Source organism: Brevibacterium zhoupengii (assembly GCF_021117425.1).
GTDB classification, from domain to species: domain Bacteria; phylum Actinomycetota; class Actinomycetes; order Actinomycetales; family Brevibacteriaceae; genus Brevibacterium; species Brevibacterium zhoupengii.
Genome location: NZ_CP088298.1, coordinates 3649244 through 3663403, shown reverse-complemented (window position 1 = coordinate 3663403; position 14160 = coordinate 3649244). Strand labels below are relative to the sequence as shown.

Genomic DNA, 14160 nt, shown 5'->3' with positions numbered 1-14160 from the left:
AGCTCACTTACGTGACCTCACCGGCTGCCACCTCGGCGACCGCCCTCATCTGCTCAAGGAGGAGGGCGATCGCCGGGGAGGCGCTCATCGAGGCCCGCCAGACGAGGTAGATCCAACGGGCGATGCTCGGATCGTCGAGCTCGACGACGGTGACATCGGCGGGCAGATGCGGTCGTCCCAGCCGCGGCACCAGCGCAAGCGCACCGACGGCCCGGGCGAACTCGATCTGGGTGTCGTACTCCATCGCCCAGTACTCGATCCGCGGTTCGGTGTTGAGCGGGTCGAAGAGTGCGGTGAGCCAGCGGTGGCACACGCCGTTGCGCGGTGCCGAGACGAACACCTCGCCGAGGAGGTCCTGGCGACTCACCTGATCACGCGCGGCCAGATGGTGGTCGCGGTGCATGACGATATCGGCCCGGTCGACGGCGATGAGCTCGGAATTCAATGTTGAGGGCAGCTGAGGAGGAGCTTCCCGCCAGTCGAAGATGAGCGAGGCGTCGATCCGACCGGCCGTGACCATGTCGATGAGCTCATCGGGCTCCTCCTCGATGTTGGTGATCGTCAGCTCCGGCGCGGTGTCCTTGAGCAGCGGCAGGGACGGCACCAGCACCCCGCGGATGCCGGTCGAGAACCCGCCCACCGTGATTCGACCTCGGGGTTCGCCCGACTGTGCTCTGGCGTCGGTCTCGAGGCTTTCGAGATCCTGGAGCAGCTCGGCACCGCGACGGCTGAGTTCACGGCCCATCGGAGTCAGAGCGATCCCGCGTCCCGTGCGCTCGGTCACCGGCGCCCCGAGATAGCGCGAGAGCTTCTGCAGCTGATGGCTGATGGCCGCCGAGGTGTAGCCGAGTGCGTCGGCAGTCGCCGTGACGGATCCGGCCGAGTCGAGAGCAACGAGTGTGCGCAGGGCGAGAGTGTCAATCATCAAATTATTTTAACGAAACCACGCATTTATATTCAATGGAAATTTGATGCACTGGCTGGGATCCTTGAAGTATGCGTCCTGTCCATTACCTGCTCGCCCTGCTCGTCGTCGTCCTCTGGGGCGTCAACTTCATCTTCATCGACTTCGGACTGCGGGACTGGCCGCCGCTGCTCCTCGTCGCCGCCCGCTTCACCCTCGTCGTGTTCCCGGCGATCTTCTTCGTGAAGTTTCCACGCGGGGACTTCCGCCGCATCCTGCTCATCGGCGTGTTCATGTCCGCGGGCCAGTTCGGCCTGCTCTACACCTCGATGTTCCTCGGACTTCCGGCGGGTCTGACCTCGATCGTCATTCAGATCCAGGCGGCATTCACCGTCCTCGTCGCCGCGCTCGCACTGCGCGAGATCCCGAATCGACGTCAGATCATCGGCATCCTCATCGGCCTCTCCGGGCTGGGCGTCATCGGGCTGAGCCTGCAGGCCTCGGTCCCAATCGCGGCCTTCCTCGTCGCCCTCGGGGCCTCCCTGTCGTGGGCGGTCGGCAATGTCATCGCCCGCGGAGTGAAGGAGGGGACCAACGGCGTGCAGATGACCGTGTGGTCGGCCCTCGTTGTGCCGGTTCCGCTGTTCGTGCTCTCGCTCCTCGTCGATGGCCCCGCCGAGGTGGCCCATGCTCTGGCGCACCCGACCTGGGGCGTCGTGGCCTCGGTCGTCTACACCGCCGGGTGCGCATCGCTCATCGGCTATGTCATCTGGAACTCGCTGCTCGCACGCTTCCCGGCATCGCAGGTCGCACCGTTCTCGCTGCTCGTCCCGCTGGTCGGCGTGCTCTCTGCCTGGCTCGTCCTCGGCGACCGACCCACGGGGCCCGAACTCATCGGGGGCGCGCTCCTGCTCCTCGGCGTCGCGGTCACGACCGGAGTGCTCAAGACCATTGCGCGCAGCATCACGGGATCGAAGCAGCGATCACGAAAGGTCATCGCCAGCGAAAAGCCCGAGGCCGAACATTCGTCGGCCTCGGGCTGATTCGGAGACTCACACCTGATTCGGAGTCTCAGGCGTGTGTCACTTCTTCGACAGGTACGGTTCCCAGTTGCCCGTGAGCAGGTATTCGACCTTCTGGGACACGGACACCGCGTGGTCGCCGAAGCGCTCGTAGTAACGCGAGAGCAGGGTGACGTCGGCAATGTGGCGAGGTGCCAGCGACCCGGCAGGCGCCTCGGCGAGCTTGGCGAAGATGCTCAGGTGCAGTTCGTCGAGCTCTTCATCGATCGCGTTGATCGTGGGCACGGCGGTCAGGCCGGGGTTCGACAGCAGGTTCTCGGTCGCCTCGGCGATCTTCTCTCCTGATTCGCCCATCCGGGTGAACGTGTCGGAGAACTGATCGGGGATCGCGGACTCGGGGTAGCGGATGCGCACCTGCTGGGCGATGTGGCGAGCCAGGTCGCCCATGCGCTCGAGGGAGGCGGACATCCGCAGAGAGCCGATGACCGCGCGCAGATCAGCGGCGACAGGTGCCTGCAGGGCCAGCATCTCAGCGGCCTGCTGGTCGAGGGCGTACTGCATATGGTCGATGACGGCGTCGGCTTCGATGACCTTTTCGGCCAGCTCCAGGTCGTTGCTGCGCAGGGCCTGGTTCGCCAGGCGCATCGCCTCGTGTACCTTGATGGACATGTCGACCAGCTGCGTGGCCAGGTCGTCCAGCTCATTTCTGAAGACTTCGCGCATTGACAACGGTTCCTTAATCTCGTGGATCTCTGGTGAGGCTGACGTGCCTCATGGTGTCCCGGGGCGGACAGCTGTCCGGTCAGGACAGGCACACTGTGCCAGCTTGACACGATTGGGTGAACGTTGTCTGGCGTGTAGGTGAATTCCTCGGCAAAAGCGGCGTTCTGAGGCCGATTCGGTGCGTCTGTGAAGCAGACTGCGCATAAGCTTGATGACGTGGACCTCTTGATCGTAGCGGTCCTGACCGGCATCGTCGGTCTGGGACTTGGCATAGCGGGAATTCTGGCGTTTCGTTTCAGCGAACGCTCCCGTGACGCTGCCGATCTGCATTCAGAGGATGACCTGCCCGAAGGCATCGCCGAGGTTCTGGCCGTGCTGCCCTCGGCCGCGATCGTCCTCGATGCCGGCGACGATGTCGTCAAAGCTTCCCCGGCCGCCTACACCTTCGGTCTGGTCAGAGGGCATTCTCTCGCCTCCCCTGAGATGCTGCGCATGGTCGGACGGGTGCGCTCGCGCGGCCTCATCGAAGAGATCGAACTCGAGCAGAAACGTGAGCAGACTGACTCGATTCTGCGCTTCCTCCATGCTCGAGTGGCCCCCTTGGGCACGAACTTCGTCCTCGTCCTCTGTGACGACCAGACCGAGTCCAAGCGCGTCGATGCCGTTCGCCGTGACTTCGTCGCCAACGTCTCCCACGAACTCAAGACCCCTATCGGCGCGATGGCCCTCCTCGCCGAGGCGGTCACTGACTTCTCCGACGATCCGCAGGCTGTCGAACGCTTCGGCGGACGCATGCAGCGCGAGTCGAAGCGCCTGACCCAGCTGGTGCAGGAGATCATCGACCTCTCCCGGGTGCAGGACCACACGGCCCCGTCTGCAACGGAGAAGATCTCCGCCGCCGAGGTGGTCGATGATGCCGCTGATCGTGCCCGCACGCGCGCCGAGGGTAAGAACATCCACATCGAGGTCTCGCCTCCTGGTCGGATGCTCATCGAAGGCAACTACGAACTCCTCGTCAACGCGGTGCGCAACCTCATCGACAATGGCATCAACTACTCACCCGATGGGACCCGGATCGGCGTCGGTGTCGAACTCGTCGACGAACGCGTCGAGATCTCCGTGACTGACCAGGGCATCGGACTCTCCACTCAGGACACGGAGAGGGTCTTCGAACGGTTCTACCGTGTCGACCCGGCACGGTCGCGCATCACCGGCGGCACCGGTTTGGGGCTGAGCATCGTCAAGCACATCATCGCCACACACGGCGGAGAGGTGAAGGTCTGGAGCCGACTCGGCAAAGGCTCGACGTTCACGATCGTGCTGCCGCTGGCAGGGACGGTCACCGATGACGAGGCATCCTCCTCGGCGCCGGATGGGGTCCTGCTCGAGCACTCGGCACGGGCGGAAGCGGGTGCTGGAGCCGGAGCCGATGACGTCACCGAACAGCCCGCTGACGATGGCACAGACGTCGACGGAGACGCTGAAGTTGACGGTGACAATGACGTTGACGGTGACAAGGGTGTCAGCACAGTGGAGAATGAGACAACCCAGGTTTTGGAAACCGGAAGCGAACAAAGGAAGCTCAAGACGTGACTCGAATTCTGCTTGTCGAGGACGAGGATTCGTTCTCGGACCCACTCTCGTACCTGCTCGGTAAAGAAGGTTATGAGGTGACTGTTGCCGATGACGGTTTGAAGGCTCTTGCAGAGTTTGACCGCAACGGCGCCGACCTCGTCCTGCTCGACCTCATGCTGCCGGGAGTCTCCGGCACCGAGGTGTGCCGAGAGCTGCGCGCGAAGTCCAGTGTGCCGATCATCATGCTCACCGCCAAGGACTCGGAGATCGATAAGGTGGTGGGACTCGAACTCGGCGCCGACGACTACGTGACCAAGCCGTACTCCTCGCGTGAGCTGCTCGCCAGGGTGCGTGCGGTGCTGCGACGCAACGTCGAGTCGGAGGGCTTTGACGATGAGTCGGTGCTCGAGGCCGGGGGCGTCCGCATCGATGTCGAACGCCACGTCGTCAGTGTTCGCGGCGAAGAGCTGTCGATGCCGCTGAAGGAGTTCGAGCTCCTCGAGATCCTCATCCGCAACTCGGGTCGAGTCATGACACGAGGTCAGCTCATCGACCGTATCTGGGGCGAGGACTACGTGGGGGACACGAAGACCCTCGATGTCCACGTCAAGCGTCTGCGCGCCAAGGTGGAACAGAATCCCTCGGAACCGCGTCTGCTCACCACGGTGCGTGGGCTCGGCTACAAGTTCGAAGCCTGATCACTCGAGGCGTCTGACCGCCCACAGAGTCACCGGCCACCCTCAGAGTAACCGGCCACTCGCGCAGAGTCACCTGACAGTCAAGAAGGAGCCGCCCATGTGGGCGGCTCCTTCTTGACTGTCAGCTCTCGTGCGGCTGTGCTCAGCCGTTGACTCCGACTGCTGACTCGCTCTGCTCACCGGACTGAGATGCGTCGCCATTGGGCTGAGACGCATCTTCGCTGGGCGACTCTGAGGGCTTTTCGGTCGGTACGTACTGTTCGTAGTAGGGCAGGGAATTCGACAGGACCTGGGTCCGGATCGTCTTCTCGTCGTCGCCGACTGTGACGGTGATATCGGCCAGGTCGCCGGGCTGTGCCTTGAGGCCGTCCACGATGACCGGCTTCGATGACGACGACGCCGAGCTCTCTGGGTCCTGAACGTAGGTCTCGCCGGCCTTGACCGACTCCTTCTGCTTCTTCTCGCCGACGTCGATGGACACCGACGCAGTTGAATCGCCCTTGTTGATGAGCGTGTAGAACAGCTGGGCAGGGCCCTCGCCTGACTCGTCCATGATGAGCATCATTCCGCGAACCTCGACGTCTCCGACCGAACCCCAGGCGCCGTCACCGGCGTTGTAGTGATACTCGGCAGTCTGGTGAGGTGACAGCAGGCTTGCACATCCGCTGACGGGAATGACGAGAGCGAGTGCGGCAACTGCGAGTGCCGCGCGGTTGTGCCGTTTCATTTTGCTCCTTGAAGTGGCAATACAAGATCAATCTGTATACTACCCGGTTTTTGACCGGCCGTAGAACCCGGAACGCGTCCGAGTGAGATCGAAGGAGAGAGTACGCACGGTGGAGTAGGCACTCGGAGTATGCACGTGGAGGGAGGCAGTGTCCGGGCCGAGGTGAAATAGTTTCTGCCCTGAGTTCTCGGCATTGCCCGTGATGAGGCGCTGGGCGTGACGGCGCGCAGCGGAGCCTAGCACGAAGAATCCCTACCCTGAACGATTTCTGTGGCGCGCCTCATGGTAAACTGGAGGTCCGCGAAAGGGGTTTGAAGAGAATATGAGTTTCGAGGTCGGCGACACAGTTGTCTATCCACATCACGGTGCAGCGACAATCCAAGATATCAAAAAACGAACCATTAAAGGTGAGGAGAAACTGTACCTCAAGCTCCAGGTCGCCCATGGTGATCTAGTCATCGAGGTTCCCGCGGAAAACTGCGATCTCGTCGGCGTGCGAGATGTCGTCGGTGAAGAAGGTGTCGAGAAGGTCTTCAACGTCCTCCGCGCCGAATTCGTTGAGGAACCCACCAACTGGTCTCGTCGCTACAAGGCGAATCTTGAGAAGCTGCAGTCCGGTGACGTGATCAAGGTCGCCGAAGTCGTTCGTGACCTGTGGCGTCGCGAGCAGGATCGCGGCCTGTCGACCGGTGAGAAGCGCATGTTGTCCAAGGCTCGACAGATCCTCGTTTCCGAACTCGCATTGGCCGAGAAGAAAGAGGAATCCGAGGCCGAGGCCATTCTGGACGAAGTGCTCGCGTCCTGAGTACCTGCGTCATCGTTCCGGCCGCAGGGTCGGGATCACGCTTGGGCAGTGCAGACCCGAAGGCCCTCGTTCAGCTGAACGGGAAGAGCCTTTTGGTTCGCAGTCTTGAGGCGATCATCTCCTCGGGAGTTGCTTCCACAATTGTGGTTGCTGCTCCCGAGGAGTTTTTAATGCGTGCTCGCAGTGAAATCACTTCCATTGCAGAATCGATGCAGACAGATTCCGGAACTGAGCATTCTGACATTTCAATCACAGTTGTAGCAGGTGGAAATGATCGAATCGAATCTGTGCAATTAGCCTTGAAATACGCTGGTGGCGCTGATGTCGTTCTTGTCCACGACGCTGCCCGTGCGCTGACCCCACCCGAGGTCTTCCGGCGTGTGGTCGCAGCTGTCCGCGCCGGCGCCGAGGCGGTCGTCCCGGTCCTGCCGATGACCGACACCGTTCGCCGCGCAGAGAACCGTCCGGCAGAAGCCAACGGTTGGCAAGTTGTGGTCGATTCCGGAGCCGAAGTCGACCAGAACTTACCAACCGTTGAGGTCCTCCACGGTGATCTCGACCGTTCACGACTGCGCAGGGTTCAAACACCACAGGGCTTTGCCGCATCCAGCCTGCGCCGAGCACACGAGAAGTACGAAGACGACCTGGCCACTGCAGGCCCTGGGGCACTGACTGCCACGGACGATGCTGGACTCGTTGAGCGCCTCGGCGTCGATGTCATCTCAGTTGACGGTGACGAGGAAGCATTGAAGATCACTTACCCGCTCGACCTCGTGCTCGGCGAGCACATCGCAAAGATGCGCGATGAACAGATCAGCGGCGCCGCGAATCGCGGCGCAGCAGGCAGCACACTGAACGAAAGAGGACAGCGACGATGACTATGGTGATTCCGCGTACCGGTATCGGTGTGGACGTGCACGCCTACTCCGAGGATCCGGCGCGTGAGCTCTGGGTCGCGGGACTGCATTGGCCGGGCGGACGTGGGCTCGAGGGCCACTCCGATTCCGATGTCGCCGCGCATGCGTGCTGTGACGCGTTGTTCTCGGCTGCAGGTATCGGTGACCTGGGGCTGCACTTCGGAGTCGATCGGCCTGAATTCGCTGGTTCCTCCGGGGTCACCCTCCTCGCCGAGGCTGCACGTCAGGTTCGCGCGGCGGGCTTCGAGATTGGCAATGTCTCCGTCCAGGTCATCGGCAACAGACCGAAGATCGGCACCAGGCGTGATGATGCTCAGCGAGCACTGTCGGCAGCAGCTGGTGCCGAAGTGTCAGTGTCCGGGACAACGACCGATGCACTCGGCCTGACAGGCAGAGGCGAAGGGGTCGCAGCCATCGCGAACGCGCTCGTCTACCCTGCTGACAGAAGCGAGACGGTGGCATCCGAACCGGCACCAACGCAACAGTGAGCACGGCATGAAGATCGTGTTCCAAGGTGCCGGGGCGATCGGCATCGCAGCCGCAGCACTGTTCGGCCAACGTCACGAAACTGTCGTGGTCTCCCGCTCGACGAATGCGGGTTCTGAAACCCTGAACTCTCCAACCACCGTGCGCTCGCGAGATACTGTGCCCCCGCGAGACACCGTGCGCCCACGAGGCACTGTGCCCCCGCGAGACGTCGCATACCCGCGCCGAGTGCGCTCCAATGGGCGAGGGGCGGTACGCCGGGTGCCCGTGGTCGATTGGGCCACGGTGAGTGAAGAATCGTGGGATCTCCTTGTGCTCACCACACGGCCTGGGGACCTCGATGAATCGGTTGCGGCCTCCATCTCTGTGCTTCGTCCGAGCACCATTGCGATCACCAGCCAGGTCGACGGCGACCGAGACATTGCGGCGTCGATGTTCCCCGGCTCCGAGATCCTCGTCTTCTCGCCTGCACTCCTGTCGGAGCGGACAGCTGAACGCACGGTCCGCTACTGGCAGCCGCTGGGAATGCCGGTGTTCATGGCCAGCGGCCGTCGGGAACCTGTGCGGCGCCTCCGGCACGGACTCGGCGGTGGCCTCATCGTCGGCGTTCCAGCCGCTCTGGTCTCCGCTCCACCAGCAGTCTTCATCCCCTACGTCGCGGAGCTGAGTGTTCGCGAGGGCAGCTGGACGGATCTGAGAACGCATCTGCGACGGCCCGCTCAGGCCTCCGCCGAGGCTGTGTACGCCGTCTCCGGTGTTCGTCCACCGGAGATGCCTTGGGGTGCCGGACTCGTCCTCGACGCATTGGAACTCCTCGTCCCCATCGACGTCGGCGAGTATGCGGGCCGACATTTCGCCCGCCATGAGGGGCAGACCCTCGACATGCTCGAGGGGTGGGTCAGACAGCTGACCCGACGTGCACCAGGACGGGACGCGCAGCGAAACCCCGGACGAGACGCGGGTCCCGCGCTGAGGGAACTGATTCAGGCCCTGCGCTTGCGCGTGACCAGGTAGCCGATGCCGTAGAGCGCCGCGGTGAAGACCAAGGTGCCCAGTATCTGGATGCGCACGGACTCCACGGTCAGACCGAGGATGATGATCACGGCGATGCCTGCCAGCGTCGCATAGGACAGCCAGGGGAAGAGCCACATCTTCAACGGCAGCTCCTGGCCTGCGGCCTCGGCCCGGCGGCGGATGATGATCTGGGAGACCAGGGTCGCGACCCAGGTGACGATGAGCGTGGACCCGACGATGTTGAGCAGCACCCCGAGCACCTCGGCGGCCCAGAAGTAGTTGAGTCCCACTGCCACGAAACCGAACGCCGAGGTGGCCAGCACCGCGGCCAGCGGCACACCGCGTTTGGTCGTACGGCTCAGACCTGCCGGCAGCATCTTCCGCTCGGACATGGAGAAGGCCATCCTGGATGCGCCGTAGATGTTCGCGTTCATCGACGACAGCAGCGCGATGACGATGACCGCAGCCAGGAGCGATGCGAAGAAGGGGAGCCCGGCGGTGTCGAGCACGGCGACGAACGGCGACTCGCTCAGCCGCTCGTCCTTCCAGTCGAGGACCAGGACGATGATCGCCACGGAACCGATGTAGAGGAACAGGATGCGCCACACGATGGTCTTGATCGCCTGAGTCACGCTGCGGCGCGGGTTCGCGGTCTCGGCCGCGGCGACTGCCACGATCTCGATGCCGCCGAAGGCGAAGGCCACGACGAGGAGTCCTGCCGCGACTCCCGGGAGACCCGTGGGCATGAAGCCGTCGGTGAAGACCGCTGTCGGTGGTTCTGCAGGCGTCCAGCCGAAGAGGTACGCGGCACCGAGGACGAGGAACAGGGTCACGAAGGCGACCTTGATGAGGGAGAACCAGAACTCGAATTCCCCGAAGCTGCCCGAGGTGGTGAGGTTGATTGCGGTGAAGATGACCATGATGGCCAGGGCGATGACCCATTGCGGAATCGACGGCACATAGCTGGCCGCAATCTGCGCTGCGGCCGTGGCCTCGGCTGCGACGACGAGACAGAGTTGGACCCACCACAGTGCGCCGACGGCGAATGCGGCGGCAGGTCCCATGGCTCGGCCCGCGTAGTGGGAGAATGCCCCCGGGTTCGGATCAGCGGCCACCAGCTCGCCGAGGGCGCGCATGACGAAGATGACGATGAGTCCGGCGACCACATAGGAGATGAGGACGGCTGGTCCTGCGGCCTGGACACCAGCACCGGAACCGACGAAGAGGCCGGCTCCGATCGCCGATCCGAGGCTCATCATGACCAGATGGCGCGGCTTCATTCCGACTTTGAGGCCGGCCCCGCCTCCCGCGACATCAGGCGTCGGTGCTGCTGATGATGGGTCTGCGGGTTCGGGCGAAAGCGGTGATTGAGATTCAGGCACCAGATGATTCTAACCTCCGACCCCAAACGTAGAGATGCCGTGGTCGCAGAATTGCGACCACGGCATCTCCCACCGGGAGACTCAAGCGCCACCTCGGCGAATCAGAGGGTTGAGGCTCTCACTCTCCGCGTTTGACCCATTCTTCCAAGGACGGTGCTTCGGCGCCGATCGAGGTCGGCTCACCATGTCCGGTGAGGACGATGGTGGCGTCGGGGAGCTTGAACAGGACGTCCCTGATCGAGGCGATGATCGTGTCGAAGCTCGAATGGGAACGCCCGGTGGCTCCCGGGCCTCCGTTGAACAGGGTGTCTCCGGAGAAGAGAACAGGCCCGACGGCACTGCCGGCACCCGCCGAGGCGGGGATCGGCAGCCCTGTTTCGATGAAGAAGCAGGTCGAACCGGGGGAGTGGCCCGGCGTGTGCAGTGCCTTGATCCTGACCCCAGCGACGTGCCAGGTGTCGCCGTGGGTGATCTCCGCATCGGGCCGGTAGCCCTCGTAGGTCATGTCCCAGAGGATATGGTCCTCGGGATTGAGGTGGACTGGCGGGTTGCCCACACGATGAGCGAAGTCGCGGACGACTCCCACATGGTCATCGTGACCGTGGGTGAGCAGGATCGCTTTGACCTCTCGCGCTCCGACCTTCTCCGCGATGGCGTTGACGTCGTGAGCGGGATCGATGACGATGACTTCGGAGTCGTCGCCGATGATCCAGACGTTGTTGTCGACATCCCAGGTTCCGCCGTCGAGCGAGAACGTTCCGGACGTGACCAGATGTTCGATTGCCGTCATCAGAATTCCACCACCGATCGCAGTACCTTGCCTTGACTCATTTTCTCGAATGCCTCCTCGACGTCGCCGAGTCCGATGCGTTCGGACACGAATTTCTCCAAGGGCACGCGGCCCTGCTGATACAGGTCGACGAGCATCGGGAAGTCTCGCTCAGGCAGGCAGTCGCCGTACCAGGAGGACTTCAGGCGGCCGCCTCGGCCGAAGACGTCGAGCAGCGGCACGCTGAGCTCCATCTCCGGAGTCGGCACGCCCACAAGCACCACAGTGCCCGCGAGATCGCGACCGTAGAAGGCCTGACGCCAGGTTTCGGGGCGACCGACAGCGTCGATGGCGACATCGACGCCGAAGCCGCCGGTGAGGTCCTGGATCGCCTGCACGACCTCGTCCTCGCTCTTGCCGCGGGTGTTGACCGTGTGTGTGGCACCGAGATCCTTGGCCCACTCGAGCTTCGTGTCATCGAGGTCGAGGGCGATGATCGTGCCGGCACCGGCCAGCGCAGAACCGGCGATGGCCGAGCAGCCGACGCCGCCGCAGCCGATGACGGCCACGGACTTGCCGCGGGTGACCTCTCCCGTGTTGATGGCGGCACCGATTCCGGCCATGACGCCGCAGCCCAGCAGACCCACGACTGCAGGGTCGGCTTCGGGGACCTTCGTGCACTGTCCGGCCGCGACCAGGGTCTTCTCTGCGAAGGAGCCGATGCCCAGAGCGGCTTCGAGCTCGGTGCCGTCGGGCAGCGTCATCTTCTGGGAGGCGTTGTGGGTGTCGAAGCAGTACCAGGGTTCCCCGCGCTTGCAGGCCCGGCACTCGCCGCAGATGGCACGCCAGTTGAGGATGACGAAGTCGCCCACCTCGACGTCGGTGACTCCTTCACCGATTTCTGAGACGGTGCCGGCTGATTCGTGGCCGAGCAGGAACGGGTAGTCGTCGCTGATTCCGCCCTCACGATAGTGGAAGTCCGTGTGGCAGACGCCGCACGACTTCACATCGACGATGACCTCGCCCGGACCCGGATCGGGGATGACGATGTCGGTGAGTTCGACCGGCGCCCCCTTGCTACGGGAGATGACACCTTTGACAGTCTGTGGCATTGCGTCTCCTAGTGCTCTGGGCGTTGTGCTCAATGCGTTGTCAACGGCTGAGTTCGCCCGACGATGAGTTCGTACAGCCCCCACCCTAACCAGGCATGGCGCTCACGACCAGTGCGCTCACCGAATGAGAATTCCGGTCCGCAGGAAGGCAGAGCAAAGGAGGCGGTTCGACCCCTGAAATCAGGTGTCGAACCGCCTCCGTGCTATCGGATCGTCAGTGTGAGATCACTGCCCTTTGGCCGTGCTCACTCCTCGTCCGGGTGCTTGCGCAGGTGCATGATCGCGGCGCCGAGGCCGCCCCACACGGTGACCATGGCAATGACCATCATGATGATTGCTGAGGTGCCCATCAGTTTTCTCCTCCGTGAGTGATGTTTCTGCGATTCTCTTCGGCCACAGAATCCGCGACGGCCGCTTCAGCAGCATCGAGCGTCTTCTGGGGCCATTTGATCAGAGTCAGGACGATCGAGGCGATGATCAGCAGTCCGATCATGCCCCAGCCGAAGGTGCCGGTCAGTACGGCCGGGTACTCTTCGTAGCCCTCGGTCGAATAGGTGATGATCTGCGTGATGAGCATGTAGATGAGCACGATGGTCGTGAGACCGCCGAGGATGATCATCCAGAACCAGCCCACCTTGAAGCTCGAGATCGCGTTGAGGTGATCACGCAGGACAGGCAGCCTGCGGGCGATCCAGCCGATGGAGATGAGCGCGACGACGGCACCGCCGACGATGCCGATGTTGTTGGCCCAGGCATCGATCGTGTCGAGGACGTAGAGGCCGGTGACGGTGGGCATGAGCAGGATCGAGATGACCGCCATGATTCCGCCGACGAGCCAGGTCGATGCCTTGTCGCCGAGGCCGAACTTCTCGCGCACAGCCTGGATCGGGACCTGCACGATGGAGATTATCGACGTCAGTCCGGCGAACACGAGGCAGGCGAAGAAGGCGAAGCCGAACAGCGCACCTCCGGGCATCTCCGAGATCAGTGTCGGGAACGCCATGAACGCGAGTCCGATGCCGCTGTCGGCGACCTCGGAGACCTGCGTGCCCTGTGCCGCGGCCATGAAGCCCAGAGCGGCGAAGACACCGATTCCGGCGAGGATCTCGAACGCCGAGTTCGAGAAGCCGACGACGAGCCCGGCACCGGTCAGGTTCGTCTTCTTCTTCAGGTAGGAGGCGTAGGTGATCATGATGCCGAAGGCGATCGACAGCGAGAAGAAGATCTGCCCGTATGCCGCGATCCATACTGCCGGATCTGTCAGTGCCGCGAAGTCCGGGGTGAACAGGGCGTCGATGCCGTCGAAGGCGCCCGGCAGGAACAGCGCCCGCACGACGAGCGCGAGGAACAGGACGACCAGCAGCGGGATGAAGATCTTCGAGAACCGCGCGATGCCGTTCTGCACGCCTGCCAGAAGGATTCCCAGCGTGGCGATCCACACGAGGACGATCGGAATGAGGATCCCGGGGACGAACTCGAACGAGATGCCCGGGTCACTGGCATGGAGGAACGTCTCGGTGAAGAACCCGGTGGCGTCATCGCCCCACGCCTGATTGAGCGAGAAGAACATATAGCAGCCGGCCCAGCCGATGATGGCCGCGTAGTAGATGCCGATGAAGAAGGCCACACCGGTCTGGAACCAGCCGATGGGCTCGGCGACCTTCGACGCCATCCGGAAGGCCAACGGGGCTGAGCCGCGTGAGCGGTGGCCCATCGCGTAGTCGAAGAACAGCAGCGGAATGCCGGCTGTCAGAAGTGCGACGAGGTAAGGGATGATGAAGGCGCCGCCGCCGTTGTCGTAAGTGATGTACGGGAAGCGCCAGATGTTGCCGAGGCCGACTGCCGAGCCGATGGCTGCGAAGATGAACGCGCCGCGGGTGGCGAAGACCTCCCTCTGGGGTGCTTTGGTGGAAGACATGATGTCCTTTCTGTCCAACCACATTGTTGTGAGGCTGATGCCGATGGGGCAGTCTGCTGTGACCGTGCCGTCGGCAAGCTAGCGTACCGCTTCCGAGAGTTCTCCTCG

15 protein-coding genes are annotated in these 14160 nt (G+C 63.2%); 7 read left to right on the top strand and 8 right to left on the bottom strand.

The window, feature by feature from the left end; translation table 11 throughout:
* Positions 1 to 7: 7 nt before the first annotated feature.
* On the bottom strand, positions 8 to 925 hold the full coding sequence (locus LQ788_RS16665) for a LysR family transcriptional regulator (protein ID WP_231442900.1): 918 nt from the start codon (positions 923 to 925) through the stop codon (positions 8 to 10).
* Positions 926 to 996: 71 nt separating this feature from the next.
* Between LQ788_RS16665 and LQ788_RS16660 the strand changes: the two genes are divergently transcribed.
* Complete coding sequence (locus LQ788_RS16660) at positions 997 to 1947, top strand: EamA family transporter (RefSeq protein ID WP_231442898.1); 951 nt, start codon at positions 997 to 999, stop codon at positions 1945 to 1947.
* A 39-nt stretch (positions 1948 to 1986) separates the two neighbouring features.
* Here the strand turns inward: LQ788_RS16660 and phoU are convergent, their stop codons facing one another.
* Positions 1987 to 2649: a phosphate signaling complex protein PhoU gene (gene phoU / locus LQ788_RS16655; RefSeq protein WP_231442896.1), complete on the bottom strand. Its 663-nt coding sequence runs from the start codon at positions 2647 to 2649 to the stop codon at positions 1987 to 1989.
* A gap of 216 nt (positions 2650 to 2865) precedes the next feature.
* Between phoU and LQ788_RS16650 the strand changes: the two genes are divergently transcribed.
* Positions 2866 to 4242, top strand: coding sequence for a sensor histidine kinase (locus LQ788_RS16650; RefSeq protein ID WP_231442894.1), 1377 nt, complete (start codon positions 2866 to 2868; stop codon positions 4240 to 4242).
* Complete coding sequence (locus LQ788_RS16645; protein WP_231442892.1) at positions 4239 to 4922, top strand: response regulator transcription factor; 684 nt, start codon at positions 4239 to 4241, stop codon at positions 4920 to 4922. The genes LQ788_RS16650 and LQ788_RS16645 overlap by 4 nt, the downstream gene beginning before the upstream one ends.
* 142 nt (positions 4923 to 5064) lie before the next feature.
* Here the strand turns inward: LQ788_RS16645 and LQ788_RS16640 are convergent, their stop codons facing one another.
* Positions 5065 to 5649: a hypothetical protein gene (locus LQ788_RS16640; protein WP_231442890.1), complete on the bottom strand. Its 585-nt coding sequence runs from the start codon at positions 5647 to 5649 to the stop codon at positions 5065 to 5067.
* A 322-nt stretch (positions 5650 to 5971) separates the two neighbouring features.
* Between LQ788_RS16640 and LQ788_RS16635 the strand changes: the two genes are divergently transcribed.
* The 4 genes from LQ788_RS16635 to LQ788_RS16620 are packed head-to-tail and all read left to right on the top strand — an operon-like array spanning position 5972 to position 8871.
* Positions 5972 to 6454, top strand: a complete 483-nt coding sequence (locus LQ788_RS16635; protein ID WP_009883639.1) for a CarD family transcriptional regulator — start codon at positions 5972 to 5974, stop codon at positions 6452 to 6454.
* On the top strand, positions 6391 to 7332 hold the full coding sequence (locus tag LQ788_RS16630; RefSeq protein WP_317207071.1) for an IspD/TarI family cytidylyltransferase: 942 nt from the start codon (positions 6391 to 6393) through the stop codon (positions 7330 to 7332). Before LQ788_RS16635 ends, LQ788_RS16630 begins: the two co-directional genes overlap by 64 nt.
* Entirely contained in the window at positions 7329 to 7859 is a 531-nt protein-coding gene (gene ispF / locus LQ788_RS16625; protein WP_231442886.1) for a 2-C-methyl-D-erythritol 2,4-cyclodiphosphate synthase, read from the top strand. Before LQ788_RS16630 ends, ispF begins: the two co-directional genes overlap by 4 nt.
* Positions 7860 to 7866: 7 nt before the next feature.
* Entirely contained in the window at positions 7867 to 8871 is a 1005-nt protein-coding gene (locus LQ788_RS16620; protein ID WP_231442884.1) for a hypothetical protein, read from the top strand.
* On the opposite strand, the gene LQ788_RS16615 is transcribed toward LQ788_RS16620, so the two are convergent.
* The 5 genes from LQ788_RS16615 to LQ788_RS16595 form a co-directional block, all read right to left on the bottom strand.
* A complete protein-coding gene (locus tag LQ788_RS16615; RefSeq protein ID WP_275902087.1) occupies positions 8841 to 10151 on the bottom strand; it encodes an amino acid permease in 1311 nt (436 codons plus the stop codon). The genes LQ788_RS16620 and LQ788_RS16615 overlap by 31 nt on opposite strands.
* Before the next feature lie 220 nt (positions 10152 to 10371).
* The gene (locus tag LQ788_RS16610; protein WP_231442880.1) at positions 10372 to 11043 is read right to left on the bottom strand and encodes an MBL fold metallo-hydrolase; all 672 of its coding nucleotides are present in this window, start codon (positions 11041 to 11043) and stop codon (positions 10372 to 10374) included.
* Positions 11043 to 12134, bottom strand: coding sequence for an S-(hydroxymethyl)mycothiol dehydrogenase (locus LQ788_RS16605; RefSeq protein ID WP_231442878.1), 1092 nt, complete (start codon positions 12132 to 12134; stop codon positions 11043 to 11045). Before LQ788_RS16605 ends, LQ788_RS16610 begins: the two co-directional genes overlap by 1 nt.
* Before the next feature lie 245 nt (positions 12135 to 12379).
* Positions 12380 to 12484, bottom strand: coding sequence for a methionine/alanine import family NSS transporter small subunit (locus LQ788_RS16600; RefSeq protein WP_139468130.1), 105 nt, complete (start codon positions 12482 to 12484; stop codon positions 12380 to 12382).
* On the bottom strand, positions 12484 to 14052 hold the full coding sequence (locus LQ788_RS16595; protein ID WP_231442876.1) for a sodium-dependent transporter: 1569 nt from the start codon (positions 14050 to 14052) through the stop codon (positions 12484 to 12486). The genes LQ788_RS16600 and LQ788_RS16595 overlap by 1 nt, the downstream gene beginning before the upstream one ends.
* Between the last annotated feature and the right edge of the window lie 108 nt (positions 14053 to 14160).

What these genes read in the sequence shown, in the direction of transcription:
- LQ788_RS16605 (WP_231442878.1), bottom strand. Translation starts at nt 12,134, where the DNA reads ATGCCACAGACTGTCAAAGGTGTCATCTCCCGTAGCAAGGGGGCGCCG.
- LQ788_RS16640 (WP_231442890.1), bottom strand. Translation starts at nt 5,649, where the DNA reads ATGAAACGGCACAACCGCGCGGCACTCGCAGTTGCCGCACTCGCTCTC.
- phoU (WP_231442896.1), bottom strand. Translation starts at nt 2,649, where the DNA reads ATGCGCGAAGTCTTCAGAAATGAGCTGGACGACCTGGCCACGCAGCTG.
- LQ788_RS16610 (WP_231442880.1), bottom strand. Translation starts at nt 11,043, where the DNA reads ATGACGGCAATCGAACATCTGGTCACGTCCGGAACGTTCTCGCTCGAC.
- LQ788_RS16620 (WP_231442884.1), top strand. Translation starts at nt 7,867, where the DNA reads ATGAAGATCGTGTTCCAAGGTGCCGGGGCGATCGGCATCGCAGCCGCA.
- LQ788_RS16665 (WP_231442900.1), bottom strand. Translation starts at nt 925, where the DNA reads ATGATTGACACTCTCGCCCTGCGCACACTCGTTGCTCTCGACTCGGCC.
- LQ788_RS16660 (WP_231442898.1), top strand. Translation starts at nt 997, where the DNA reads ATGCGTCCTGTCCATTACCTGCTCGCCCTGCTCGTCGTCGTCCTCTGG.
- LQ788_RS16595 (WP_231442876.1), bottom strand. Translation starts at nt 14,052, where the DNA reads ATGTCTTCCACCAAAGCACCCCAGAGGGAGGTCTTCGCCACCCGCGGC.
- ispF (WP_231442886.1), top strand. Translation starts at nt 7,329, where the DNA reads ATGACTATGGTGATTCCGCGTACCGGTATCGGTGTGGACGTGCACGCC.
- LQ788_RS16615 (WP_275902087.1), bottom strand. Translation starts at nt 10,151, where the DNA reads ATGAAGCCGCGCCATCTGGTCATGATGAGCCTCGGATCGGCGATCGGA.
- LQ788_RS16635 (WP_009883639.1), top strand. Translation starts at nt 5,972, where the DNA reads ATGAGTTTCGAGGTCGGCGACACAGTTGTCTATCCACATCACGGTGCA.
- LQ788_RS16600 (WP_139468130.1), bottom strand. Translation starts at nt 12,484, where the DNA reads ATGGGCACCTCAGCAATCATCATGATGGTCATTGCCATGGTCACCGTG.